Annotated in this window: 15 protein-coding genes and 1 pseudogene; 15 read left to right on the top strand and 1 reads right to left on the bottom strand. The window is 37.0% G+C overall.

Annotation, left to right across the window (positions count from 1 at the left end; genetic code table 11):
* Nucleotides 1–39 precede the first annotated feature (39 nt).
* From J7E77_RS20410 to J7E77_RS20345, 14 genes and pseudogenes are all read left to right on the top strand, one after another.
* On the top strand, nt 40–1,401 hold the full coding sequence (locus J7E77_RS20410) for an acyclic terpene utilization AtuA family protein (protein ID WP_251028135.1): 1,362 nt from the start codon (nt 40–42) through the stop codon (nt 1,399–1,401).
* Nucleotides 1,398–1,703 (top strand): AtuA-related protein, encoded by a 306-nt coding sequence (locus J7E77_RS20405; RefSeq protein ID WP_214716707.1) that lies wholly within the window; start codon nt 1,398–1,400, stop codon nt 1,701–1,703. The genes J7E77_RS20410 and J7E77_RS20405 overlap by 4 nt, the downstream gene beginning before the upstream one ends.
* Before the next feature lie 208 nt (nt 1,704–1,911).
* Nucleotides 1,912–3,402 carry an ABC transporter substrate-binding protein gene (locus J7E77_RS20400; RefSeq protein ID WP_214716706.1) on the top strand — a complete coding sequence of 497 codons (1,491 nt, stop codon included), beginning with the start codon at nt 1,912–1,914 and terminating at the stop codon, nt 3,400–3,402.
* Between the two features lie 103 nt (nt 3,403–3,505).
* Nucleotides 3,506–4,666: a serine hydrolase domain-containing protein gene (locus J7E77_RS20395; protein ID WP_214716705.1), complete on the top strand. Its 1,161-nt coding sequence runs from the start codon at nt 3,506–3,508 to the stop codon at nt 4,664–4,666.
* Between the two features lie 390 nt (nt 4,667–5,056).
* A complete protein-coding gene (locus J7E77_RS20390; protein ID WP_214716704.1) occupies nt 5,057–6,781 on the top strand; it encodes a sensor histidine kinase in 1,725 nt (574 codons plus the stop codon).
* 22 nt (nt 6,782–6,803) lie between these two features.
* Nucleotides 6,804–8,423 (top strand): response regulator transcription factor, encoded by a 1,620-nt coding sequence (locus J7E77_RS20385; RefSeq protein ID WP_214716703.1) that lies wholly within the window; start codon nt 6,804–6,806, stop codon nt 8,421–8,423.
* A 127-nt stretch (nt 8,424–8,550) separates the two neighbouring features.
* Nucleotides 8,551–10,041, top strand: a complete 1,491-nt coding sequence (locus tag J7E77_RS20380; protein WP_214716702.1) for an ABC transporter substrate-binding protein — start codon at nt 8,551–8,553, stop codon at nt 10,039–10,041.
* Between the two features lie 297 nt (nt 10,042–10,338).
* Nucleotides 10,339–11,244, top strand: coding sequence for an ABC transporter permease (locus J7E77_RS20375; RefSeq protein ID WP_251026588.1), 906 nt, complete (start codon nt 10,339–10,341; stop codon nt 11,242–11,244).
* 17 nt (nt 11,245–11,261) lie between these two features.
* Nucleotides 11,262–12,149, top strand: coding sequence for a carbohydrate ABC transporter permease (locus J7E77_RS20370; RefSeq protein ID WP_214716701.1), 888 nt, complete (start codon nt 11,262–11,264; stop codon nt 12,147–12,149).
* Nucleotides 12,150–12,246: 97 nt separating this feature from the next.
* The gene (locus tag J7E77_RS20365; protein ID WP_214716700.1) at nt 12,247–12,894 is read left to right on the top strand and encodes a YesL family protein; all 648 of its coding nucleotides are present in this window, start codon (nt 12,247–12,249) and stop codon (nt 12,892–12,894) included.
* A gap of 56 nt (nt 12,895–12,950) precedes the next feature.
* Nucleotides 12,951–15,848, top strand: a complete 2,898-nt coding sequence (locus J7E77_RS20360) for an alpha-L-rhamnosidase (protein WP_214716699.1) — start codon at nt 12,951–12,953, stop codon at nt 15,846–15,848.
* Nucleotides 15,849–16,128: 280 nt separating this feature from the next.
* A pseudogene (locus tag J7E77_RS20355) lies at nt 16,129–17,466 on the top strand (glycoside hydrolase family 30 protein).
* Nucleotides 17,467–17,572: 106 nt separating this feature from the next.
* The gene (locus J7E77_RS20350; protein WP_214716698.1) at nt 17,573–19,945 is read left to right on the top strand and encodes an alpha-L-arabinofuranosidase C-terminal domain-containing protein; all 2,373 of its coding nucleotides are present in this window, start codon (nt 17,573–17,575) and stop codon (nt 19,943–19,945) included.
* 310 nt (nt 19,946–20,255) lie between these two features.
* Nucleotides 20,256–21,644: a glycoside-pentoside-hexuronide (GPH):cation symporter gene (locus tag J7E77_RS20345; protein WP_214716697.1), complete on the top strand. Its 1,389-nt coding sequence runs from the start codon at nt 20,256–20,258 to the stop codon at nt 21,642–21,644.
* A 62-nt stretch (nt 21,645–21,706) separates the two neighbouring features.
* On the opposite strand, the gene J7E77_RS20340 is transcribed toward J7E77_RS20345, so the two are convergent.
* Nucleotides 21,707–22,942, bottom strand: a complete 1,236-nt coding sequence (locus J7E77_RS20340) for a helix-turn-helix domain-containing protein (RefSeq protein ID WP_214716696.1) — start codon at nt 22,940–22,942, stop codon at nt 21,707–21,709.
* 162 nt (nt 22,943–23,104) lie between these two features.
* Between J7E77_RS20340 and J7E77_RS20335 the strand changes: the two genes are divergently transcribed.
* A complete protein-coding gene (locus J7E77_RS20335; RefSeq protein ID WP_214716695.1) occupies nt 23,105–25,405 on the top strand; it encodes a glycoside hydrolase family 3 C-terminal domain-containing protein in 2,301 nt (766 codons plus the stop codon).
* The last annotated feature ends 298 nt before the right edge of the window (nt 25,406–25,703 follow it).

The raw sequence follows: 25,703 nt of genomic DNA, 5'->3' as shown, positions 1-25,703 counted from the left end.
TGATTTTTCGGGTTATCCTGTTTTTGGGAGGCAACAAAATTGAAAAAGATAAGGATAGGATCGGGAGCTGGATATGCAGGAGATCGGATTGAACCAGCCATAAACATTATTAAAAATGGAAACTTGGACTATATTATTTTCGAATGTATGGCAGAAAGGACGATAGCTCTTGCTCAGCAGCAAAAGCAGATCAATCCAAATAAAGGCTATAATGAACTATTAGAATATCGAATGGAAAAGATTCTAACTGAATGCGTAGAAAGGAAAGTAAAGATTATTACCAACATGGGTGCAGCCAACCCGCTCGCAGCCGTAAATGCAACCAAACATCTGGCAGAAAGACTAGGAATAAAACAGCTCAAGATAGCAGCTGTTCTCGGTGATGATGTGTTTCAAAAGATTGAGAAATATATGGATTATAAAATTATGGAAACGGGTGAAAAGCTTCGGTCCATTCATTCACAAATAATTTCGGCTAATTCCTATATAGGAGCCAAAGGCATCGTACAAGCTCTAATAGAGGGGGCTGACATCGTCATTACGGGCAGGGTTGCGGATCCATCTCTTGTACTTGGTCCATTAATATATGAATTTGGTTGGGATTTTCAAGATTATAGTCTATTGGGGAAAGGTACGTTGGCTGGCCATCTACTAGAATGTGGTTCACAGGTGATGGGAGGATACTTTGCTGATCCCGGTTATAAGGATGTACCTGATTTATGGAACATTGGTTTCCCAATCGGAGAAATGGATGAGAAGGGCGGCATTCTCATTACCAAGCTGGCTGATGCTGGAGGATTGGTAACCTCGGAAACCTGTAAGGAACAAATTCTATATGAAATTCAAGATCCTGAAAATTATTTTACACCTGATGTAGTCGCAGATTTTTCAAAGGTGGTAGTACAGCAGCTTGAAAAAGATAGAGTACTAATCCAATCTGCCAATGGTACGGAAAAGACAGGTCTTCTAAAAACCAGTATCGGGTATAAGGACGGTTATATTGGCGAAGGGGAAATAAGCTATGGTGGTCCTCGTGCTTTGGATAGAGCAAAATTGGCTGGAGAGATTATTAAAAAACGTTTGGAAAATAGCCGCCTGCCAATTGATGAATTAAGAATTGATTTTATCGGGGTCAATTCACTTTATCAAGATACGTTAAGTGAAATTTTGAATGAAAACAAAAAAGATTTTAAAGAGGTACGGTTGAGAGTTGCAGCTAAGACGCAAACAAAAGAGGCTGCGGATCAAATTGGAAACGAAGTGGAAGCACTCTATACGAATGGCCCTTCAGGAGGCGGAGGAGCCAGAAAGTTTTGTAGAGAAATAATTGCGATTGGTTCCATTTTGATTTCGGAAGATGATATCAACCTTGAAGTAGTCTATGAAGAGGTGGAAGCATGAAATTAAGGGAAATTGCTCATTCAAGGACCGGAGATAAGGGGAATATTTCAGTGATATCCGTAATTGCTTATGACATGGATAAATATGAAAAGATAAAAGAGCAGGTAACCTCGCAAAGAGTGAAGGATTGGTTCCAGGAGATTGTTCAGGGCGAAGTGAAAAGATACGAGATTCCAAGTTTAGGAGCACTGAATTTCGTGTTGGAAAATGCTTTGGGCGGTGGAGTTACAAGATCACTGGCTATGGATATGCACGGAAAAAGTTTAAGCTCGGCGCTGCTGGAATTGGAGATCCTGGATTAGATTTGAGTGTACTTATTAAAAAAAGAAAATAGAAGGGGAGGTGGAAAAGTCGGAAAATTTAAAATAATATGTCGTTTTATTGGTAAGTGTGCCTTTATACCCTATATTAAAATGAAACTAAGAACAAGATTTTTATTAAGTTCTTAAAATGTATTTTGATAGCGCTTCCATTGGTGTGCTATCACAACCAAAAATAAGGGGGAAAACGATGAACAAGGGTAAATTTTTTGCCAGATTTCTAGTGGTCATTCTATCAGCTGTATTAATTTTGGCTGGTTGTTCTACGAAGCAAAGTGGGACAAGTAACAATAGTAAATCTGATTCAAAGGATCAACCATATGAGCTGACAATGGCATTCATGACTTTTACGAAGATCGACGATTTGCCATTGGTCCAAGATGAACTCAATAAAATTGTGAAGAAAAAAATCAATGCAACAGTTAAACTTATGCCAATTAATGGTTCAGCTTGGTCACAGCAATCCAATCTCCTGCTGACAGGCAATGAAAAACTTGACCTAATCGTATCTTCATCATTCTATGGCTATAATACATCTGCAGTCAAGGGACAGTATATTCCTTTAGATGATCTACTTGAAAAATATGGTAATGGAATTTTGCAAGCAGTTCCTAAAACTCTTCTGGAAGGAGACAGAGTTAACGGAAAAATATATGCAGTACCTAGTGCGAGAGACTGGGGAGTAAATTATGGTTTTATTATGAGAAAGGATATTGTTGATAAATACAACATTGATCTGTCTCAAGTAAAATCATTTGCTGATTTAGAAAAGGTGTTTAAGGTTGTTAAAGAAAAAGAACCAACCTTAGCTCCAATTGTTAATGCTGGGTTATTAACAACGGCAAGCGTCCTTAATGGCGGGAAATATGATGTACTTGGGGATAGTTTGGGGGTTATGTCCTTTAAGGATAAAAAATTCATCAATTTGTTTGAAGACCCGGAATATATTGATTCAGTTAAATTAACAAGAAAGTGGTTCAAAGATGGTTATATCATGAAGGATGCAGCTACATCTCAAGAGGCAGCTGCTAATATTGTAAAGGCTGGAAAAGGATTTGGTTATTTTTCTCATATGAAGCCAGGCTTTGAAGTACAGGAAAAAGGAATTACAGGGCATGAAATGGTAGCTGTGAGGTTTACAGATGTTTATTCTTATACAGATTCAGCTACATCCTTTGGGATGTCAATCGCCAGAAATAGTCAAAATCCAGAAAAAGCAATGGAGTTCATGAACTTATTGTACACAGATAAAGATATTATGAATTTAATTGCTAATGGTATTGAAGGCAAGCATTATGAAGTTAAATCAGATGGAACGATTAGTTTACCTCAAGGAGTAACAGAATCAAAATATGTGTTTGGCCAGTGGGAAATTGGTAACAACTTCTTAACTTATCCATGGGAAGGAAACCCGTCGAATTATTGGGAGATTTTTAAGAAGCATAATGATTCAGCTATATTTTCTCCGGCATTTGGTTTTACATTTAATCCGGATCCGGTTAAGACAGAGATTGCAGCCTCTACGAACGTGTTGAACCAATATAAAGTGGGGATTGAATCAGGTACGTTAGACCCGGTGAAGAGTTTACCGGTATTTAATAAGAAGTTAAAACAAGCAGGCCTGGATAAAATCATGGCTGAAAAACAGAAGCAATATGACAAGTGGAAAAAAAATAAGTAATAAGGACGAAAAGAGAGCTGGAATGTTTTCAAGTTCTCTTTTTCCAATATGTCTTTACGTTCGAATCAAAATAAAAAATGAATATAGAGGAGATGAAAGCCACATGAAGTCGTTTCATAACGTAAGCCCATTATTAAAAAGTTTTGTGGAAAGGGGTCCTGTTGGCTGTGCATGTTCTGTAATGCACGATGGGGAAAAGGTATTTGAAGAGTACATTGGCTATGCGGATGTAGAAACGCAAAAATCAGTTTCCTCTGATACGATTTTCCGGATCCACTCTATGACGAAAATTGTTACATGTACAGCAGCCCTAATCTTATATGAACGAGGGAAGTTTTTGCTAAATGATCCACTGGAAGAATATTTGCCTGAATTTAAAAATCCACAAGTCTATCGAACTGGTAAAGAAGGTGGACAGGTAATATCGCCAGCTTCAAGGTCTATCAGAGTCAAAGATCTGTTCAGTATGACATCCGGTTTAAGTTATAGCTGGGGAACAACAGAACAGGAAAGCGAGGTAAGGAGAGTAGAGGAACGTTTAAATAGTCAAGATGATTTTACCGAAGAAACCTATATTCGCGCACTTTCTAAAGCACTAAGTACGATTCCGCTAGCCTTTGATCCCGGAACTGGCTGGAAGTATGGATACAGCCATGATGTTTTAGGGGCACTAATAGAAGTGGTTTCTGGAAAGACACTTGGCCAATTCTTGAATGAGGAAATTTTTCAACCTTTATCAATGCATAACACATTCTTCAATCTACCCGATGAGAAAAAAGAGTCTCTCTCTAGCTTTTACATCCGGAATGAAGAAGGCAATCTAATTAAAAGCTCAGATATGTTTCCTAAAGTAAATACTCACTTTGAAAGTGGAGGTGGAGGGCTTTTCTCTACTCTAAATGATTATAGTCAATTTGCCCATATGTTAGCCAGTGGAGGAGAAATGAATGGCAATCGAATTATAGGGAGAAAAACCATCGAGCTGATGTCAACGAACCATCTAAACTCCCAGAATTCCTTGGATTTTAATTGGGATCGTCTGGCCGGATATGGCTATGGACTTGGAGTACAGGTAATGATGAATCCACCATTATCAGGCAGTAACAGCCCTGTTGGTGAATTTGGCTGGAACGGAATGTCGGGAGCTTGGGTAACAATCTGTCCAAAAGAAAGGCTTTCGGCCGTTTATATGCAGCAAATGCTCCCAAACTTTGAGGATTATCAGCAGCCAAGACTACGATCTGTTATTTATGGAGCACTATGAGCCTAAAAAATAAGTCTTGGGTGAAAATTGCTCAAGGCTTTTTGTTTTTCATTAAATTCCTATAATAATAAGAGTATGATTCTTTTATGAAATTCTTTTTCTTTTTTTATTTATATAATAGAATATTTCTATTTTTCGATGAATATTACCATACATCTAGTTAGAAATTAATATAATTAGATTGTAAAACTGAAAACGCTTTCTGTTAATTAGATCGTAACTAATAGCCGTGAGTAAAAAATAGCTCTCGGCCTTTTATTATTGACTATCTCTTATTTTAGAAGGATTCCCTTAGTAAGCCTTTTTTTTAAATGAACTCTTCAGAATATTTTTAATTTATATTGTATAATGGGAATTACATTTTAGAGAGTTTACAACTGGAGGATCACTATGGGAAAAATGAAACTAGTTTTCAATTCGTTACTGTTTAAACTCTTTTTGAGTGTGTTTTTAATTATTGGACCATTAATTGTCGTTCACATTGTAAATAACTACTATGCGGTCGAAGTTATCAGGAGCCAGGTGGCCCAGTCAAACAAAAATATGCTGAATATTTATATGGACCAAATCGACCGAAATTTGGAAGGTGTTGGAAACTATATTTTCCAAATTACACAAAACAATACAGATTTATATTTTCTTCAATATAATGAAACGATTGATCCCAATGATTATGAAGAAGCAAAAATACGTTTATTTAATTCTATTACCAATCAGTCTTATTTCTACACTGCCATCGATTCCATTTTTATTTATTCGGATGCGTATAAGGATTTCCTTTTTACACAAAAATCCGCTGACAATTATTTTGAACGGTATGAAGCAAGAGACGAAATTTACCAGATGTTCGAGAAAAACCCGGAGCAGCTTAGAGAGGGGAAATGGAATATATGGAAGGGAGCAAAAAATTATTACTTGCTGCAATACTATAAAGTAGATGGAGTATATGTAGGCGCCTGGGTGAATATGGACAAACTCATTACGCCGTTTAAATATATTGATTTTGGAGATACAGGAAGAGCCTTGTTGGCAACTTCCGACCTAAAACCGATTACAAATAAGAAATTTATTGAAAAGGAAAAAATAGATTTAACGATTAAGAAGAAAAAGTATGTCATTACTGGGAAAGATAACCGTTTTGTTGTAATGAAAAAAAAATCATCACAAGGTGATTTCTATCTTGCTGCATTGATACCTGAGAGAGAAATCCTGGAGAAACTTCCATTTCTACAAAGAATATCGTCGTTAATTACTTTGTTAGCCGTGTTGTTCTTATTATTTTTTATCTTTATCATGAGAAAGGTTTTTCTTCAGCCAATTAATCGAATTGTCGCCGCTATGAAAAAACTGCGAAAAGGTGATTTGGATATTCGCCTTCCCATCCATCGAAATTCTACTGAGTTTGAAATGATGAATGGAACCTTCAATCATATGATTTCTGAGATTAAGGATCTAAAAATAAATGTATATGAGGAAAAGCTAAATCTTCAAAGAGCGGAATTAAAACATTTACAGCTGCAAATCAACCCGCACTTTTTCCTTAATTCATTAAATATTATCTATAATCTAGCTACGGTTAAGGACTTTGCTGTCATCCAAGAGATGGCTAAATGTCTGGCCAATTACTTTCGGTTTATGTTTCGCAGTAATTCATATTTTGTTAGCTTAGAAGATGAACTAAAGCATACGGAAAATTACTTGAAAATTCAACAGCTCCGCTTTCCCGATACATTTAACTATTCTGTTGAATCACCACCTGAGCTATTAAAAAGTAATATTCCTCCGCTCGTCATTCAAACAATTGTCGAAAATTCAATTAAACATGCGCTTAATTTAGATGACGCTCTTGATATTCTGATAGTTGTAAAGAAATTTGAGGACCCTGGGTTTATAAGTATAAAAATTCAGGATACAGGTGATGGATTCCCTGAGGATGTTTTACGCAGTTTGAAAGAAGACGAATCTTTAACTAATGAGGAAGGAGAGCGTATTGGAATATGGAACGTTAAACAACGACTAAGTTTGTTATATGGAGAAAAATCAAACATACAATTTTCGAATGAACCAGGCAAAGGGGCGTCTGTTTGGATACGAATTCCGAACGATATAATCTAAGTCAAGAGGGTGGGTATGGTTTATGAATCAATTTCAGGTTCTAATAGTTGATGATGAAATTCATTCCATTAGGGGTGTCCAAGCTGGTGTGAATTGGGAAAAGCATGATATCTCATCTGTTTTTACAGCTAATAACTTAAGACAAGCTCAAGAAGTGTTTTTAAATAACAAAGTTGATTTGTTATTATGTGACATTGAAATGCCTAGAGGCTCTGGAATTGATTTGCTAAAGTGGGTGCGTGAACACTTCCCGATGACTGAAGCGATTTTTTTAACCTGTCATTCAGACTTCTCCTATGCAAAGCAAGCCCTGCAATTGAAAAGCTTTAATTATTTATTAAAACCCGTCGATTATCAAGAACTTGAAGATGTTATTCATAGCGCATTGGGGAAAATCAAAAAGGATCAAGAAACAAGAATGGTAGAGGAATCTTACCTTCAATTGAAAAAATCCCACCATTCAGTCATGCAAGAACGTTTCTGGTTAGATCTTATTAATCAAGTTATCCCAACAACCAAAGATCAAATTGAAAAACAAATGAAGAATTATCATTTATCCTATTCAGAATTAACTACTTTTCTACCCATTTTATTTCATGTTCAGCATTGGAAAGAGGAACTATCGGTCCATGAAGAAAAGGTGAGCGAATATGCTCTTCAAAAAGCATTGGGTGAAGTAATCGAAAAGAATAGCATGGATGGTTATGTGCTTAATGTAGAAATTGGCTATGTCTTAGTGATTATTGCACTAGTAGAGCCAATCAACTTGAAGGAGTTTAATGAAAATTGTAATCACTTTATTTCACAATTCGCTCAGTTTTTTTCTTGTGAACTTTGTGGCTACATTGGAAATCAAGTTCCGATTGAAGAATTAGTAGGGATGGTCCATACTTTGCAGGAATTTGATCGCAATAATGTAACTGTAAGTAACCAGACGATTAAATGTAACAATAAGAAAAAATGTTTATGCACTTCCCCGCTGCTTCCTTCCGCGGAATGGACGAGTCAAATGAAAAATGGTCCAAAAGATAAGTTTTTAGATGCAGTCAATCAGTATTTTACTGATTGGAAAAAATCGGATGGAAATATAACAGCTCAATCCCTTCATTTGTTTTATCAAGATTTTTTGCAATTAATCTTTTATGTTCTTCAGGTAAAAGGAATTCAAGCCAATCAGGTTTATTCACAAAATCTGCTGACTGAAAAACCAAAAAGAGTATTGAAATCATTGAACTCGCTCCAAGAATGGGTCATATATATTGCCGATGTTGCCATGAACCAGCTCCATCAACCTCAAGAAAAAGGATCAGTGGTGGACATAGTAAAAAATTATATTAATCATCATCTAGGAGAACAGCGGTTAACTCGTGATGAAATTGCCAATTATGTCTATTTAAATCCAGATTATTTAACAAGATTATTTAAAAAACAAACAGGTTTATCCATATCGGACTATTTGCAGCAGAAGCGTATTGAATACGCCAAAAAACTGTTAATAGAAACCAATCTGCCTGTAAGTGAAGTGGCATTATCTGCAGGTTATTCTAATTTTTCCTATTTTTCTACTATATTCAAGAAATCAACCCAATTAAATCCGATGGAATATCGAAAAAAGTCGTTTTTTTCAGAAAAGTCGGAATAACAAAAATAAAAGGTCGTATTTTTAGTAAGTGTTTTTTCAGCCAACCTCTATACTAAAACTAGATCAGTGGTAACGCTTTCACGAGAGTTATCATGGAATCAACTAGATAATAAGGGGGAAAGAAAAGATGAAATGTTTTAAGGCATTTACAAGGTTTTTACTGATAGTAATGTCAGCTGTTTTAGTTTTGGCTGGCTGTAGTTCAAAGGAAAGCAGTTCAAGTAAAAAGGACGATACGAACTCAAAGGGTCAGCCATATGAGCTTAATCTGGCGTATCTAAACTTTACAAAAATAGATGATCTTCCTTTAGTTCAGGAAGAAATTAATAAAATTGCTAGAAAGAAGATTAATGCTACCGTAAAATTAGTACCGATTAGTGGTGCAGCTTGGTCACAGCAAACTAATTTAATGTTGACAGGCAATGAAAAACTGGATCTTATCGTTTCTTCATCATTTTTTGGCTACAATACCCAAGCCGCTAAAGGACAGTATGTTCCTTTAGATGATTTGCTTAAATCAAATGGTCAAGGGATTTTAAAAGTCGTGCCTGAACGTCTTTTAGAAGGCAATAAGGTGAACGGCAAAATATATGGCATTCCAAGTATGCGGGACTGGGGTTCCTATTATGGGTATATCATGAGAAAAGATATTGTTGATAAATATAAGATTGACCTTTCTCAAGTCAATACATTTGCTGATTTAGAGAGTGTGTTTAAAATTGTCAAAGAAAAAGAGCCGACTTTAACCCCAGTGGTTAACACACAAATCACATCCGTTGCTTCTGTTCTTGCAGGTGGAAAATTTGATATACTTGGGGACAGCCTTGGGGCAATATCTTTTAAAGATAAGAAAATGGTCAATATGTTTGAAGAACCTGAATATGTAGAAGCGGTTAAATTAGCCAGAAAATGGTTCAAAGCCGGCTATATCATGAAGGATTCAGCAACGTCACAAGAAGCTGCTGCTAATATTGTGAAAGCCAATAAAGGGTTTGGCTATTTTTCTCATATGAAGCCAGGTTTTGATGTACAAGAAAAAGGAATTACTGGACATGAAATGGTATCTGTAAAATTGACGGATGTATATTCGTATACCGATGCGGCAACAGGCTTTAATATGTCAATTGCCAGAAACAGTCAGAATCCAGAAAAAGCAATGGAATTTATCAATTTACTTTACACAGATAAAGAGATTATGAATTTACTGGATAACGGTATTGAAGGGAAACATTATGCAGTTAAATCTGATGGTGTCATTACATTGCCAGAAGGTGTAAAAGAGTCCAAATATGTATTTGGCCAATGGCAAATCGGTAATAATTTCCTGACATACCCTTGGGAAGGAAATCCAGCGAATTATTGGGAAGTTATGAAAAAACATAATGATTCAGCGATATTTTCTCCGGCATTTGGTTTTACATTTAATCCAGATCCTGTGAAAACAGAAATTGCGGCATCGACGAACGTATTAAATCAGTATAAATTAGGTATTGAATCTGGTACTTTAGATCCGGAGAAAAGTTTAAAGGAATTTAATAAGAAACTTAAAGCATCCGGCATTGCTAAAATTATTGCAGAAAAACAAAAACAGTATGATAAGTGGAAAGAAAAGAAATAAGGACCAAGAGAAGAGAGCTAGTGCGTCTAGTTCTCTTTTTTCATAAATTCCACAAGTTTGAAATGGCTTATAATTTAAATTTAATGTATTCTGAAAAGTCGGATAAACAAAAATAAGAAGTCGTATTATGGATAGTAACAAATTTACTAGTCTAATAAAATAAATATAAGTAGAAATGATAGTTTTTGTAAGCGGAACCATTTTATTGGACAAGGGGGAATAGTGATGTCAGAAGTTACAGTAAAACCGTTAAGTAAGGACGTCCATGCTGCAATTGGGAAAAAAGCGAATGTTAGGATGATGAGATTTAAAAGGTATCTGCCATTATTTATTATGATGATGCCTGGTTTAATTTACTTACTGATCAATAATTACTTACCTATGTTTGGCCTTATGATTGCTTTTAAAGATATTAACTATGCTAAAGGAATATTGGGAAGTGATTGGATTGGATTTAAAAACTTTGAATACTTGTTTAGTACAAGAGATGCCTTTGTTATTACCCGGAATACCATTCTCTACAATGGAGGATTTATTATCTTAAATACCATATTAGCCATCGGTGTAGCGATAATGCTAAATGAAATTAAAAATAAGCTGGCGAAAAGCTTTTACCAAAGTGTGATTCTTTTGCCATTCTTAATCTCGATGGTTATTGTCAGTTATTTGGGCTTTGCCTTCCTTAGCGAAGATGTTGGTTACCTGAACAAAACGATTTTACCGTTACTTGGGCTTGATGGTATTTCATGGTATAACGAAGCAAAATTTTGGCCATATATTTTAACCTTCATTAATATGTGGAAGGGTGTCGGTTTCTTGTGTGTTATTTACTTAGCCGCAATTATCGGGATTGACCAAGAGTACTATGAAGCAGCCACTTTAGATGGGGCAAATAAATGGCAGCAAATCATTCACATAACGCTTCCTTCGATTATGCCTGTAATTATCATGATGACTTTATTGGGAATAGGACGCATTTTCTACTCCGATTTCGGCTTGTTCTATCAAGTGCCAATGAATTCGGGTGCTATTTATGACACAACGAATGTTATTGATACCTATGTTTACCGTGGATTAATGCAGCTTGGGGATATCGGGATGTCAGCTGCAGCAGGTTTATATCAATCGATCGTCGGATTTGTCCTTGTATTATTATCAAATTATCTCGTACGTAAAAAAAGTAAAGATAATGCATTATTTTAAGCTGGAGGTCGAAAGCGATGTATAAATCTGATCGAATAACACAATGGGTTTCTCATATCTTTTTAATCATACTTGCGGCAGGAAGCATCATACCGTTTATCATTCTTTTATCTTCTTCCCTGACCGATGAAGCAGCCATCATGAAAGAGGGATATTCCTTTATTCCAAAGGAGATGAGCTTTGATGCTTATAATTACCTGCTAAATAATTCATCTAGCATACTAAGGGCTTACGGAATTACCATCCTTGTTACTGTATTTGGAACCTTTGTAAGCTTGGCGATGACTTCGTTTTTGGCATATGCGCTCTCTCGCCGCGATTTACCTTATAAAAACGTTTTTGCTTTTCTAGTATTCTTTACTCTATTGTTCAATGGTGGACTTGTTCCGACCTATCTCGTTTATACGCAAGTATTTGATATTAAAAACACGATTTGGGCACTAATAGTCCCAGGATTACTCATGAACGGATTTAACGTATTGCTGATGAGGACATTCTTTATGACTTCTATTCCAGAGCCAGTTATTGAATCAGCACGCATGGATGGTGCAGGTGAATTTAGAACCTTCTTCTCTATCATTCTACCGCTCTCATTGCCAATTCTGGCTACGATTGGATTGCTTCAAACCATCATTTATTGGAATGATTGGTTTAATGGACTGATCTATATCACTGAACCGTCATTATTTAGTATCCAAAACATCTTAAACAGGATGCTGTCAGACATTCAGTTTTTAGCAAGCAGCAATCTAGGCACAAATGCGAGCCAGGCTGCTTCGCAAGTTCCTACCACAGGTGTACGGATGGCGATTGCTGTTATCGGTGTCCTGCCGATACTGATTGCTTATCCATTCTTCCAAAAATACTTGGTAAAAGGGATTGCTTTAGGTTCAGTTAAAGGTTGATTGATTTAAATTAATTACCATGGAGGGCTGATTGCAAAGCAATGGCCCTCCTATGATATATTTCAGGATAACAGTAAAAGCAAAGGGGGAACGACTGATGGAAGGTTTTATGCGGGGATTTTATAGTATCTCGGAGTGGATCATGAAGTTTGCTTATGTGAATATTCTTTGGATTGCATTTTCCATGCTTGGATTTATAGTTTTTGGCTTTTTTCCTGCCACTACAGCAATGTTTACAGTAGTTCGTAAATGGGTATTGAAGCAGTCTGATATTCCGGTCTTGAAAACCTTTTGGTTCACCTATAAAAAAGAATTTGTAAAAAGTAATCTATTAGGACTTGTCATCATTCTAGTTGGTTTTTTTATGTATTCTAACATTAGAATCGTGGAAGCAACTACGGTACATGCACTTAAACTACTTTATATACCAAATGTCATTGTTATTTTCATATTTTTACTCACTCTTTTATATATTTTTCCAGTGTTTGTCCATTTTGATGTCCGCCTGGCAGAAGGAATTAAAAATGCGTTTATTTTAATGACTGTTAACACTATGGCGACGTTTTGTATGGGAATTCTGACTGGATTCCTTTGTTTTATATTTATAAAATTACCAGGACTTCTTCCATTTTTCAGCGGGAGTATTATTGCTTTTTTACTTATGTGGATTAGTAACTATGTATTTATAAAAATGAATAAAGCTACTAATTTTTCCGTCGCGAGAAGCAGTACTAAAGTAAATTAATATTAGAGGCAGAAGTCAATGCGAAGAAATTAAAACGATTTAATAGGAGGTAAAAAATGGAGATTAGTAATTTAAGAACAAATCACGTTGTGAATCCGCTCGGATTTGAATTCGATCGCTTAAGTCTTTCATGGGTGACCGAGTCAGGGGGGGGCCCATCTATTTATCAAACGGCCGCCAGAGTGGAAATAGCGGCTGATCCTGACTTCGAAATGATTCTATTTGATTGCGGGAAAAGTCAAGAGATTGATAGTTTAGGGTACACTCCGGACCTACAGCTGAAACCACGTTCTCGTTATTATTGGCGGGTAACTATATGGGGGGATGCTCGTGACGAGGTAACAAGTGAAACTGCCTGGTTTGAGACAGCAAAAATGAATGAGCCATGGCAAGGAAAGTGGATTACTCCTGACTTGGGTAAGGAAATCCATCCATTAATTAGAACAAACTTTAACCTGCCAGCTGAAATTGTGTCAGCTAGAGCATATCTCTGCGGGGTGGGTCTATATGATGTGGAAATAAACGGAGAGAGAATTGGACAGGAATATTTTGCTCCGGGTTATAATGCTTATGATTTCTGGCTGCAGTATCAAACCTATGATGTGACGGACGTATTGAGGCGCGGAGAAAATACGATTGGTTTTATGCTTGGCAACGGTTGGTACAAAGGCCGTTTTGGGTTTGAAGGCGGTTATCATGAATTATATGGAAGTGAATTTGCTTGCATTGGTGAAATCGTTGTAACGCTTAAGGATGGATCCACCTTAAGAATCACTACGGATGAAGACTGGAAGAGTGCGCCAGCACCGATTACTTTTAGCGGCATTTATGATGGTGAGGTTTATGATGCAAATCTAGAGAATAAAGACTGGACACTGCCTAATTTTGATGATAGCGAATGGACAAGCGTTAGGAAAACGGAAATCAAAACAGACAGTTTTACAGCCAGACGAAATTTGCCTGTCAAAATCATGGAAGAAAGAAAACCAATTGAGATTATTCATACACCTGCTGGAGAAACGGTCCTTGATTTTGGTCAAGTAATGACCGGTTGGGTGCGGTTTAAAATCAACGCACCAAAAGGAGCAACAGTACAGCTTCAATACGGTGAAGTTCTTCAAAATGGAAACTTTTATCGCGAAAATTTGCGAGAGGCAAAAGCTGAATTTGTTTATATTTCTGACGGAAGTGGAAGAGAAGTACAGCCTCACTTCACCTTCTATGGCTTTCGGTATGTAAAGCTGACTGGTTTTGAAGGGGACATTAATCTGGATGATTTTACTGGCTGTGTCATCTACAGCGAAATTGAACAAACTGGAACAATTGAAACCTCAAATCCTTTGGTGAACCGATTATTCCTTAATGCCTTATGGGGACAAAAAGGGAATTTTCTCGATGTACCTACAGATTGTCCGCAGCGCGATGAACGGATGGGCTGGACAGGTGATGCACAGGTGTTTGCCCCTACAGCCTGCTACAATATGTATTCGCCTGCATTTTACCAAAAATACATGTTTGATTTACATGAAGAACAGAAAAGGTTAAACGGTTCCGTACCATTCACAGTACCTGTCGTAAAACCAAAAGATGGAAACGGTTTTATTTCAGGTAGTGGGTCAGCTGCATGGGGTGACGCTGCTACTGTTATTCCGTGGACATTATATACGTACTATGGAGATAAAGAGCTTCTTCGTCAGCAGTTCGATGCAATGAAGGACTGGGTCGAATATATTAAAAAAGTAGATGATGAATCAGGTGCAAAGAGACTGTGGCAGGTTGGTTTCCATTTTGGTGATTGGCTGGCATTAGATGGAAAGGATCCTCAAAGCCCAATGGGTGGAACCGATTCTTATTATATTGCTTCCGCTTATTATTGTTATTCGGCACAGCTAGTGGCAAAAGCAGCAAAGGTCCTGGGTAACACTGGCATGGCGGAACAATATGACATTCTGGCAAATGAAATTAAAGAAGCAATGATGAAGGAATATTTTACACCAAATGGCAGAAGTGCGATTAATACACAAACCGCCATGATTGTTGCCTTATATATGGATCTGGTACCAGAAAGTTTTCGGCCAAGATTAATAGAAGATTTAAAAGCAAAGCTTCGTGAGGATAAAATGCACTTACAAACAGGTTTTGTCGGTACGCCTTATTTCTGTAACGTATTATCTGAAAATGAAGCTAATGATTATGCGTATACTTTATTGTTAAATGATGATTTTCCAAGTTGGTTATATGCGGTCAAACTTGGTGCTACAACGATTTGGGAGCGATGGAACTCAGTGCTTTCGGACGGAAGCATAAGCGGAACAGGAATGAACTCATTAAATCACTACGCTTATGGTTCGATTGCTGAGTGGATGTATCGTTATATGTGCGGAATCAATCCGGTTGAAGATGCACCAGGGTTTAGAAAGATTAAACTATGTCCTAAACCATATGGAAAATTATCCTACGCCAAGGCAAAATTTTCTTCTCCGTCCGGATATATTGAGAGCGGCTGGGAATTAAAAGAGGATGGGTTGTTAACTTTTAGCTTTGTTGTACCATTCAATACTTCAGCTAAAGTTATCCTGCCTGATGCTGCTTTGGAAACTATTAAGGTAAATGGCGACTTGCTCGTTAATCGAGGTTTGGAAGCTAAGCAGGAAAGTAAGGAAGTTCTATGTGAGCTTACTGCAGGCACATATGTATTTCAATATCTACCGACAAAATCTTATATCTTAACTTATAGCACAAACAGTAGTTTAAAAGAGCTTCTAAACAATGAAGAAACAAAAGAAATTATTAAAAATGATCTACCAGAAATCGTAAATAACCCGATTGTAAAAAACGATCAATTTGTTGAAAAATCATTGCAAGAATTAATAAATTTCCCTTTATTCACTTCGTTGGCTTCATCAGAAAAATTAGATGAGTTAAATAAAAAACTAGTTCTTGTTCGACAATAGACTATTAAATCTTTAAAGAGAAGGACTTTGAAATTCTAGTAATAAGTTTAAAAATGTAGTGGTCCATGGAACTTATTCCCTTATAGTAGGCAGTAAAAAGAAAGGGTTGTACTGTCTATTATGAGGGGATTTTTTTCATAGAGGAAAATTAGAATAAACTATTTAAGATAATTACTATTTTTCCGTAAAATATACCATAAATCTTTAAAAAAACGATATAAACTGACAAGTAATAAACCGTTTACATAATTGAAACTAGCAATTGAAAGGAATGGAATTTATGACCGAAAACAGTGTTTTATGGATTGAATCCACACAAGGTAATTATTGGCAAACGAAGGAACCTGTTGAAACAGCTGATACACAACGTAATTTAATCATTACAGACAATAAAGGCCGTGTCGTTGAGGGTTTTGGCAGCTGTTTTAATGAACTTGGAATGTATGCGCTTAAATCTTTATCTGAAGAGGACCGTCAAAAAGTACTAGATTCTTTATTTGCAACGGATGGAGACTGCCAGTTTACACTTTGCCGCCTGCCAATTGGTGCAAGTGATTATGCCCTGGAATGGTATAGTCATAATGAAACCGATGACGACTATGAAATGGAGCATTTCTCGATTGAAAGGGATCAAAAGTATCTTATCCCATACATTCGTGAGGCCCAGAAAAGAAACCCGGATATGAAATTTTTCGCTTCACCTTGGAGTCCTCCTACTTGGCTGAAATTTCCGAAGGCTTATAATTATGGAACACTACGCTGGGAGAAAAAAGTACTTGAGGCTTACGCGCTTTATTTCGTTAAGTTTGTCCAAGCGTATGAAAAAGAAGGAATAAAAATCAACCAAATTCATGTGCAAAATGAAGTAATAGCTGACCAAAAATTCCCTTCTTGTAAGTGGACAGGTGAACAATTGCAGGAATTTATCCGAGACTATCTTGGACCAGCTTTTGAAAAGCACAATCTAGCTACAGAAATCTGGCTGGGGACCATCAATGCACCAGAACCTTGGCAAGAATTAATGACGGATACCACATCTGATTTCGATGTATACGCAGGCCTTGTTCTCAGTGATCCTGAAGCATATAAGTATATCAGTGGTGTTGGCTATCAATGGGCTGGAAAACATGCAATCCAGCGAACAGCTGAGAGTTACCCTGAGATGCGTTTTCTACAAACGGAAAATGAATGCGGAAACGGTAAAAATACTTGGGAATATGCTCAATATGTAAGCAACCTGTAACGCCATTATTTTGTCAATGGGGCAAATGGATATGTTTACTGGAATGCCGTTCTAGAGCCTAAAGGCCGCAGTACATGGGGCTGGGAACAAAATTCTATGATTACCGTCGATCCAGAAACAAAAAGCTTCCAATATAATCCTGAATTCTACGTGGTAAAACACCATTCTCATTTTGTGAAAAATGGAGCAGTAAGACTTGAAACAAAAGGTCATCTAACCGCTCATGCGCTAGCTTTCCAAAATCCTGACGATTCTATTGTATTAATAGTCAACAATCCACTAAAAAAACAACGGGAATTAGTATTTGAATATCAAGGCAAATCCTATCAATTTGATTTAAAACCTGAATCCTTTAACACGGTTGTTTTGAAGTAAACCAATGACTCCGGTATAAATGCCGGAGTCACCTTTTTCTATCAACAATAATAGTAAATATCGTTAAAAAATTATGAAGAAATTCTTCAGTTGGGAGGGATTTTTGTTGAATAAGTCAGCAAAAGTAATCATTGATACTAAAGCTAAAAAATTTCCTGTTAGTCCTTCATTGTATGGTCTTTTTTTCGAGGAAATCAACCGTGCGGGTGATGGAGGAATCTATGGGGAGTTAATTCGAAATAGGTCTTTCGAGGATACCATCATTCCTGACCGCTGCCAAGTAGAGGGATGTGAATTGCATTCACCTGCAGGGTGGGTTTCTCCTTTTGAAGAAGCACCGGGATCAATCCCAGGCTGGCAGCTGCGCAAGGATAATTCGAATAGTAAAGCAGGCATTTACCTAGATGGAAATGTCCCTATTAATAAGGAAAATCCCCTTTCTCTCAGGGTAGAGATTGAAGATTCATTTGATAAACGGATTTCAGTATACAATGAAGGATTTTGGGGAATCCCTTTGAAAAAAAATGAAAGATACAATCTATCTTTCTATGCAAAAAAGGAAGGGACGTTTTCTGGAAATCTGGAAATAACACTTGAAAATAAAATAGGTGAAAAATTGTCCTCAAGCCCCTGTGAAATAACATCTGAAAATTGGCAGAAATATGAGCTGGTATTAGAAAGTGGGGGCGAGGAGCCTGAGGGCATCTTAGCATTTTCAACGAATGAAAGAGGAACATTTTGGCTTGAGTTTGTATCCTTATTCCCCCAAAAAACGTTTTTGGAAAGGAAAAACGGCTTACGACCAGATTTAGTGGCCAGGGTTGCAGACCTAAAGCCCAAATTTTTGAGATTTCCCGGCGGGTGCTTTGTAGAAGGATTTTCAGTGGAAACAGCCTATCGCTGGAAGAAAACGATAGGGGATGTAACCGAAAGAAGTTCTCACTGGACGCTGTGGAATTACATGACAACCAATGGATTAGGTTACCATGAGTATTTACAAATGGCAGAGGATCTGGGCTTAGAGCTGATGTACGTAGTAAACTGCGGCCTCACTTGTCAAGGAAGACCAGGAGAGCATATCCCATTAGAAGACCTCGATGATTGGATCCAGGACATGCTCGATGCGATAGAGTATGCGAACGGACCAGTTACAAGCAAGTGGGGTTCACTTCGTGCTGAAAATGGCCATCCGGCTCCATTTCATTTGAAGTATATCGAAATAGGGAATGAAAATTTTGGACCTGAATACAATATCCGGTACAAATTGTTTTATGATGCAGTAAAAGCAAAATACCCTGAAATTATCACTATTTGGAATACGCATTGGGAGGTAGGAACAGAAACTAAAGGATTGCCGGTGGAAATCGTGGATGAGCATTTTTATGCTGATTTTGATTATTATGTCATGTATCACGATATGTATGATACTTATGATCGGAATGGTCCAAAGATCTACGTAGGGGAATATGCCATGATCCTTGGGCAAGGAGCGGGCGCGCTTAAAGGCGCCATTAGTGAAGCTGCTTTTATGACGGGAATGGAACGAAATCAGGATATTGTCGTGATGTCTTCCTACGCTCCTTTATTTGCTAATTTGAATCATATCAACTGGACACCTAACCTTATTTATTTTAATGGAACGAATTCTTATGTTTCACCATCTTACCATGTTCAAAAACTGTTTGCGGAAAACAGGGGAGATATCGTCTTAGAAAGTAAAGTAGAAACAGAAAGTCGCTATCCGTCTTTTAAAGGTGAAGTAGCAATCCGACAAAATGACCTTCAGAATATTAATGATATAAGCATTACGAGTGGTGACCAACTGCTATTTAAGAGTGAAAACTTAACAGAAGATAACCCATTAACTCACCTTGAATGGAATGTGCTAAGGATTGGCGAGCCTACTTGGAAAGAATATACCATGACTATGAATGCGACACTGGGGGAACAGGGGTTAAAGGTTCGGTTCCTAGACAGTACGAAAGAATGGCAGCAAAACTATATTCTTTGGGAGCTAGACGCAAACGGTGAGAGCCGGTTACTGCATATCAATGGTTGGTCTCGTGTGAAGCTCACCCCTAATCAAGCTGTGAATGTAAATTCAGATGGTGGTCATCATTTATGTGCCAAGGCTACAAAGGATTCTATTTATTGCTATCTTGATGGTCAGTTGGTACATGAGTATAAAATAGCAACCATTCCATATCTCACTACAGTAACCACGCTTGATGAAAAGAATAATCAGGTAATAGTCAAATTGGTTAATGCTTCTGAATTTAATCTACGAACATCGATTGATATTGAGGGGAAAGAGAAACTAGTGGGTAAGCAGATCATTTTAACCTCAGACGATCCAAACAATACAAATACTATGGAAGAACCTAACAAGGTAATTCCTTTTGAAACTGCATTGCAGTTGGATAGTAATTTGTATGATATCCCTGCTTATGGTGTAGTCATTTTAAGAATCGAGTTATAATTATTTCTTCTAAGGTCCAGGTGATATCCTGGCCTTTTTTGTTATGTTAAATACCAATTTATAAGGGATTTCACTACTTCTTAGGTTAATCACAGAATTTTTATTTATTTTTCATAAAAGATAAAAAAATACAATTTATCATAAAATAATACCATAAACTAGCTCACTATCAATCTATACTATAAATAAATAAAGCGCTTTAAAAAAACAAAATAAATTAATTTATTATTTTACCTCATGTTGAAAAGAGTATGACTAATTAAAAATTAACAAAAATGAAAACGTTTTAACTATCTAGGGAGGGAAAACCATGGCATTAAGAGAACAAGATTTAATAAAAGTGAACCATGCTCCAAGTACAAATCAGAAGCTGTCCTTATTAGAAAAAGTTAGTTACGGTTTGGGAGATACGGGTTCAAACTTAATTTATACGGTTATAACCACTTATTTAACGTTTTACTTTACGGACGTATATGGACTTGGGGCCGCTGCAGTGGGTACCTTAATGTTGGTTGCAAGATTTGTAGATATGATTGATAGTCCGATTTTTGGGGTCTTGATCGATAGGACAAATACTAAATGGGGGAAATCAAGACCTTGGATTTTATGGTCAAGTATTCCATTTACGATTGTTTCCATTCTCCTCTTTATGGGACCGGAATTAAGCGCTTCCGGTAAATTGGCCTACGCTTACATATTTTATATTACAGCCAATGTGTTATATGCAGCCGTTAATAACCCATTAACAACAATGCTTCCAAGTATGTCAAGCGATGTTCAGGAAAGAACCGTTGCCAATGTGTTTCGTATGTTTGGCGGACAAGTGGGCGGATTAATTGTTAACTTAACTTTATTACCACTTGTTGCTTATTTTGGCGCTGGCAATCAGCAAAAAGGTTTCTTCTATGCGATGACACTATTTTCTGTTGTTGGATTAATCTTGTTCTTTGTTACCTTCCTTAACACAAGAGAACGTGTTCAAAATATCTCTGGTAACGAATCTATTCCTGTAAAAGAAAGTCTAAAAGCGATTAAAGGGAATCGCCCATGGATAGCTGTTTCCTTATTAGGAATCGTATTCTTCATGTTGTATATCATGAAATTGTCTGCAGGTATTTATTACATTTCTTATAACATCGGTAAGCCTGAACTCATTTCAACCGTCAATACCCTTGCAATGTTTTCACTTGTAGGCATTTTGGCAACACCATTCTTAACAAAGAAATTTAGTAAAGTACTATTAATTAATACAGGTATTGCTATCAATATCATTGGTCAATTAATCATCTTTATGGGTGGAGATAATGTACCAATGATTATTACCGGTACAATTATAGGTTCAATCGGTATGGGATTGCCAGGGGGATTATTGTTTACCTTAATGGCTGATACGGTTGACTATGGTGAGTGGAAATCAGGAGTTCGTGCACAGGGAATCCTTGTATCTGCTGCTGGTATTGGAATTAAATTAGGTTCGGGTCTTGGTGGTGCAATCCCGGCTTGGTTACTAGCTGCCGGCGGGTACGTTGCAAATCAACAACAAACAGAGACTGCACTGCGAATGATTTCTCTTAGCTACTTGTGGCTGCCAATTTTCTTTAGTATAGTATCCATCCTTATTATGGCTTTTGTCTATAAATGGGAAAAGCCCCATCATGAAATTATTGCTGAACTAGAAGCAAGAAGAGCACAACGTTAATCAATAGATATATTAATTTATAAACCTATGAAAAGAGACCGGGGTATACATACCCGGTCTCTTCATTTTATAGGATGATCTTTAAAATGCTTTGGTGTAACACCTGTAAATTTCTTAAATACTTTTATAAAATAGCTTTGATCCGTAAAATTTAATAGAGTACAAATTTCAGATAAGGAATAGGATGATAAAGCTAATAAATTTTTTGCTTCTTCTATTTTCACTTTTTGAATATATTCGCTCAAAGAAATTCCTGTTTCTTTTTTAAAAAGCGAGGATAAATAATTTGGAGTCAATTGTACCAGCTCTGATAATTGAGACAATGTAATGTTTTCATATACATGGTTAAAAATAAAATTCTGACAGAGTGAGATAGGTTTAGAATACTGTTCAATTTGGCTGATGTGAACTCTTTCAGCAAAGTCACCAAATGCTTTTTCCATTAATTTCTTTACCTCATGAATATCCTGTAATTCTTCGAGTCTTTGAATATATAAATCACTTAAGGAATAGGCGATTTCTGGATATAAACCGCCTTCCATTGCAGCTCTAGTGGCTAAGGTAATGCCTGAAATGGTTAAATTCTTTTCACTTCTTAATTGGCTATTCTTTGATAGGACTCCATATTCAAATTCCTCATTTGCGATGTTCAAATAGTTTAACAGTTCCTCTTTTTTTCCTTTTGTTATTGCTCCAAAAAGTTTCTTTTCAATTAAATAATCATGATGGAATTTAGTATTTTGACGTCTTAAAGATATTTCCAAATCGGGACTTTCAGTAAGAACCTCCTGATCCTCCATTATTTGATTCTGTTTGATAACATAGTCTGTATCAAGTAATTGATGATAGATCATATAGTGGACAAGGATACCGGCACGTGTCAAGTCATGAAGCTTCATAACTGGAAGTGATTGATAGTAAAGAATAATGAATTCTTGATCGATAAAAAATCCAAGGTCATGATTCATCCTTCTTATCATATCTTCAGAGTAATTAGTAAAAACGGATGGACCGCCAATAATACTCCCTTGGAATGTATCTCCACCCTGTAAATTAACAGTCAAGTAATTTTCAAGTAATTTAGTCGATTTGATTATCGGGTATTCTGATGAATCATCGTTTCTCATTAGCTGTCTTAAATAGTCTAATTTTGCAAGGTATAGTGGGTTTTGTCTGTAACCTGATGATGATTCAAAAAGTAATTCACCTTTTGAATCAAATAGGTAAAAAGGAATTTTCAAAGTCTCATTCATATGCCTGCAAATATACTCTAAGTGGTCTCTATTAAGATATGGCATGCTTAGTTAGTTCCCCTTTTAAAGTAAACGAATTCAATATTATTTAATTTAGTTAATAAGATAATACTATTTTTCGATAAATATTACCATAACTAACAGCGAGAAATTAATACAATATAAAAATAGAAAGCGTTTTCTATTAACCATACTAGGAGGTTCACAATGCGAGATATCAAACAATTAATTTCACAAATGACATTAGAAGAAAAAGCGAGCCTATGCTCAGGATTAGATTTCTGGCATTTAAAAGGAATTGAACGATTAGGAATTCCATCTCTAATGGTAACAGACGGACCCCACGGTTTGCGTAAGCAGGCAGAGGGTGCAGATCATTTAGGAATTTATAACAGTGTTCCTGCCACTTGTTTTCCGTCAGCGGCCGGAATGGCTAGCTCCTGGAATCGCGAACTCATTGAAAAAGTGGGGATAGCTCTAGGAGAAGAATGCCAGGCAGAGGATGTAGCAGTTTTGCTTGGACCTGGAGTGAATATTAAGCGTTCACCGCTTTGTGGAAGAAACTTTGAGTATTTCTCTGAAGACCCTTATTTGGCTTCTGAAATGGCGGCCAACCATGTTAAAGGTGTTCAAAGCCAAGGAGTCGGAACGTCTTTGAAACACTTTGCGGCAAATAATCAGGAGCACCGCAGAATGTCAACCGATGCTGTTGTAGATGAAAGAACATTGCGCGAAATTTATTTGGCCAGCTTTGAAGGTGTGGTCAAACAGTCCCAGCCATGGACCGTTATGTGTTCCTACAATAAAGTAAACGGAGAATACGCTTCTGAGAATGAATATCTGTTAACTGATATTTTAAAAGAAGAGTGGGGCTTTGAAGGTTTCGTTGTTTCCGACTGGGGTGCGGTAAATGAACGTGCAGACGGGCTTGCAGCTGGATTGGAACTAGAAATGCCGTCTAGTAACGGTATCGGCGACCAAAAAATTGTCAATGCAGTAAAAAGCGGTGAACTATCTGAAGAAAAATTAGATAAAGCAGTAGAACGATTATTGCGCATTATTTTTATGGCAGTTGACCATAAAAAGGAAAATGCAGTTTATGACGCAGATGCCCATCACCAGCTGGCCAGAAACATGGCAAGGGAAAGCATGGTGCTTTTAAAAAATGAAGAAGCTATTCTGCCGCTGAAAAAAGAAGGAACGATTGCGGTTATTGGAGAATTTGCCAAGAAGCCAAGGTATCAAGGTGGGGGAAGTTCTCATGTAAAACCGACAAAGCTTGAAAACATTGTGGAAGAAATCGAGAAAACAGCTGGGAAGCACACGAATGTGTTATATGCTCAAGGTTACAGTCTTGACTCTGACGAGATCGATGGAACGCTTATTGCAGAAGCAAAAGACGTGGCGGCTCAAGCTGATACGGTTATTCTTTTTGCCGGGCTTCCTGACCGTTATGAATCTGAAGGCTATGACCGCGAACATTTGCGCATGCCGGAAAACCACCGTCAATTAGTCGAAGCTGTAGCGGAAGTGAACCGCAATATCGTTGTCGTGTTAAGCAACGGCTCACCGATTGAAATGCCATGGATTGGCAATGTAAAAGGGTTACTCGAAGCATATTTAGGTGGTCAAGCACTTGGAGGTGCCATCGCAGATTTATTATTTGGCGATGCAAATCCGAGTGGAAAATTGGCGGAATCCTTTCCTAAACAACTAAGCGATAACCCTTCTTTCCTGAACTTCCCGGGAGAAGGCGACAAAGTGGAATACAAGGAAGGTATTTTTGTTGGTTATCGTTACTATGATACGAAAAAAGTTGAACCGCTATTCCCGTTCGGATTTGGATTAAGCTACACTACTTTTGAATATAGCAATCTTTCAATCAGTCAAAAAGAGATTCAAGATACCGAAACGGTCGCAGTCAGTGTAACTGTTAAAAACACAGGTGTTCGAGCTGGAAAAGAGATTGTGCAGCTTTACGTAAAAGATGTAAAAAGCAGTGTCAACAGACCTGAAAAAGAGCTGAAAGGCTTTGAAAAAGTCGACTTGCAGCCAGGTGAGGAAAAAACGGTTACGTTCTTGTTAAATAAGCGTTCATTTGCTTACTATAATGTGGAATTGAAAGACTGGCATGTGGAAACAGGAGAGTTTGAAATTCAAGTAGGAGAATCGTCGCAAGAGATTTACCTTAAAGAAAGCATCGTTGTTCAATCAACAGTTTCGATAAGAAAGCAGGTTCATCGCAATACCCTTGTTGGTGATTTGCTTGCTGACCTGGTTTTAGGGCCGTTGGCAACAGAATTAATAAATAAACACAATCCATTCCCGGATTTAGGTGCAAATGAAGGGGATGCTGCCGAAATGATGGAAGCCATGATGAAATATATGCCGCTCCGTGCATTAGTGAACTTCAGCATGGGTGCGTTTACAGAAGAAATGTTAACAAATCTGATGGACGAATTAAGTCGATTCTCGGGTAGTAATGAAACTAATCTTGTTAAGAAATAAGTAGATTACACCTTTTTTGCCCCCCTTCTCATAGAGTGTGGGGGCAAATAAGTAAGATATATTTTAGTTCAAATTACTCTGGTTAAGGTTTCTGTAAGGAAAAGAAATCATTATATAAACTAAAATTTGTTTAGCGTGTTTAGTAGCAGGGAAAATTGTTTCTTAACCCAAAGAAATCGATCATAAGGGAAAAGATTACAATAACCGAATTTATAAAAACAAATTAAAGCTGTCTCACAAGCTTATTTAAAAATAAAAAACCCACGGAATATGACTGAGGCCACTGAAAAACTTCAGT

The organism is Bacillus sp. ISL-77 (assembly GCF_018613105.1).
Note: the sequence above shows the minus strand (reverse complement) of the source record. Positions and strands in the feature narration are given on the sequence as shown.

Excerpts from the sequence above, each read along its gene's own strand:
- J7E77_RS20375 (WP_251026588.1), top strand. The coding sequence starts at position 10,339 with ATGATGAGATTTAAAAGGTATCTGCCATTATTTATTATGATGATGCCT.
- J7E77_RS20405 (WP_214716707.1), top strand. The coding sequence starts at position 1,398 with ATGAAATTAAGGGAAATTGCTCATTCAAGGACCGGAGATAAGGGGAAT.
- J7E77_RS20365 (WP_214716700.1), top strand. The coding sequence starts at position 12,247 with ATGGAAGGTTTTATGCGGGGATTTTATAGTATCTCGGAGTGGATCATG.
- J7E77_RS20370 (WP_214716701.1), top strand. The coding sequence starts at position 11,262 with ATGTATAAATCTGATCGAATAACACAATGGGTTTCTCATATCTTTTTA.
- J7E77_RS20395 (WP_214716705.1), top strand. The coding sequence starts at position 3,506 with ATGAAGTCGTTTCATAACGTAAGCCCATTATTAAAAAGTTTTGTGGAA.
- J7E77_RS20385 (WP_214716703.1), top strand. The coding sequence starts at position 6,804 with ATGAATCAATTTCAGGTTCTAATAGTTGATGATGAAATTCATTCCATT.
- J7E77_RS20400 (WP_214716706.1), top strand. The coding sequence starts at position 1,912 with ATGAACAAGGGTAAATTTTTTGCCAGATTTCTAGTGGTCATTCTATCA.
- J7E77_RS20380 (WP_214716702.1), top strand. The coding sequence starts at position 8,551 with ATGAAATGTTTTAAGGCATTTACAAGGTTTTTACTGATAGTAATGTCA.
- J7E77_RS20335 (WP_214716695.1), top strand. The coding sequence starts at position 23,105 with ATGCGAGATATCAAACAATTAATTTCACAAATGACATTAGAAGAAAAA.
- J7E77_RS20360 (WP_214716699.1), top strand. The coding sequence starts at position 12,951 with ATGGAGATTAGTAATTTAAGAACAAATCACGTTGTGAATCCGCTCGGA.
- J7E77_RS20340 (WP_214716696.1), bottom strand. The coding sequence starts at position 22,942 with ATGCCATATCTTAATAGAGACCACTTAGAGTATATTTGCAGGCATATG.
- J7E77_RS20390 (WP_214716704.1), top strand. The coding sequence starts at position 5,057 with ATGGGAAAAATGAAACTAGTTTTCAATTCGTTACTGTTTAAACTCTTT.
- J7E77_RS20345 (WP_214716697.1), top strand. The coding sequence starts at position 20,256 with ATGGCATTAAGAGAACAAGATTTAATAAAAGTGAACCATGCTCCAAGT.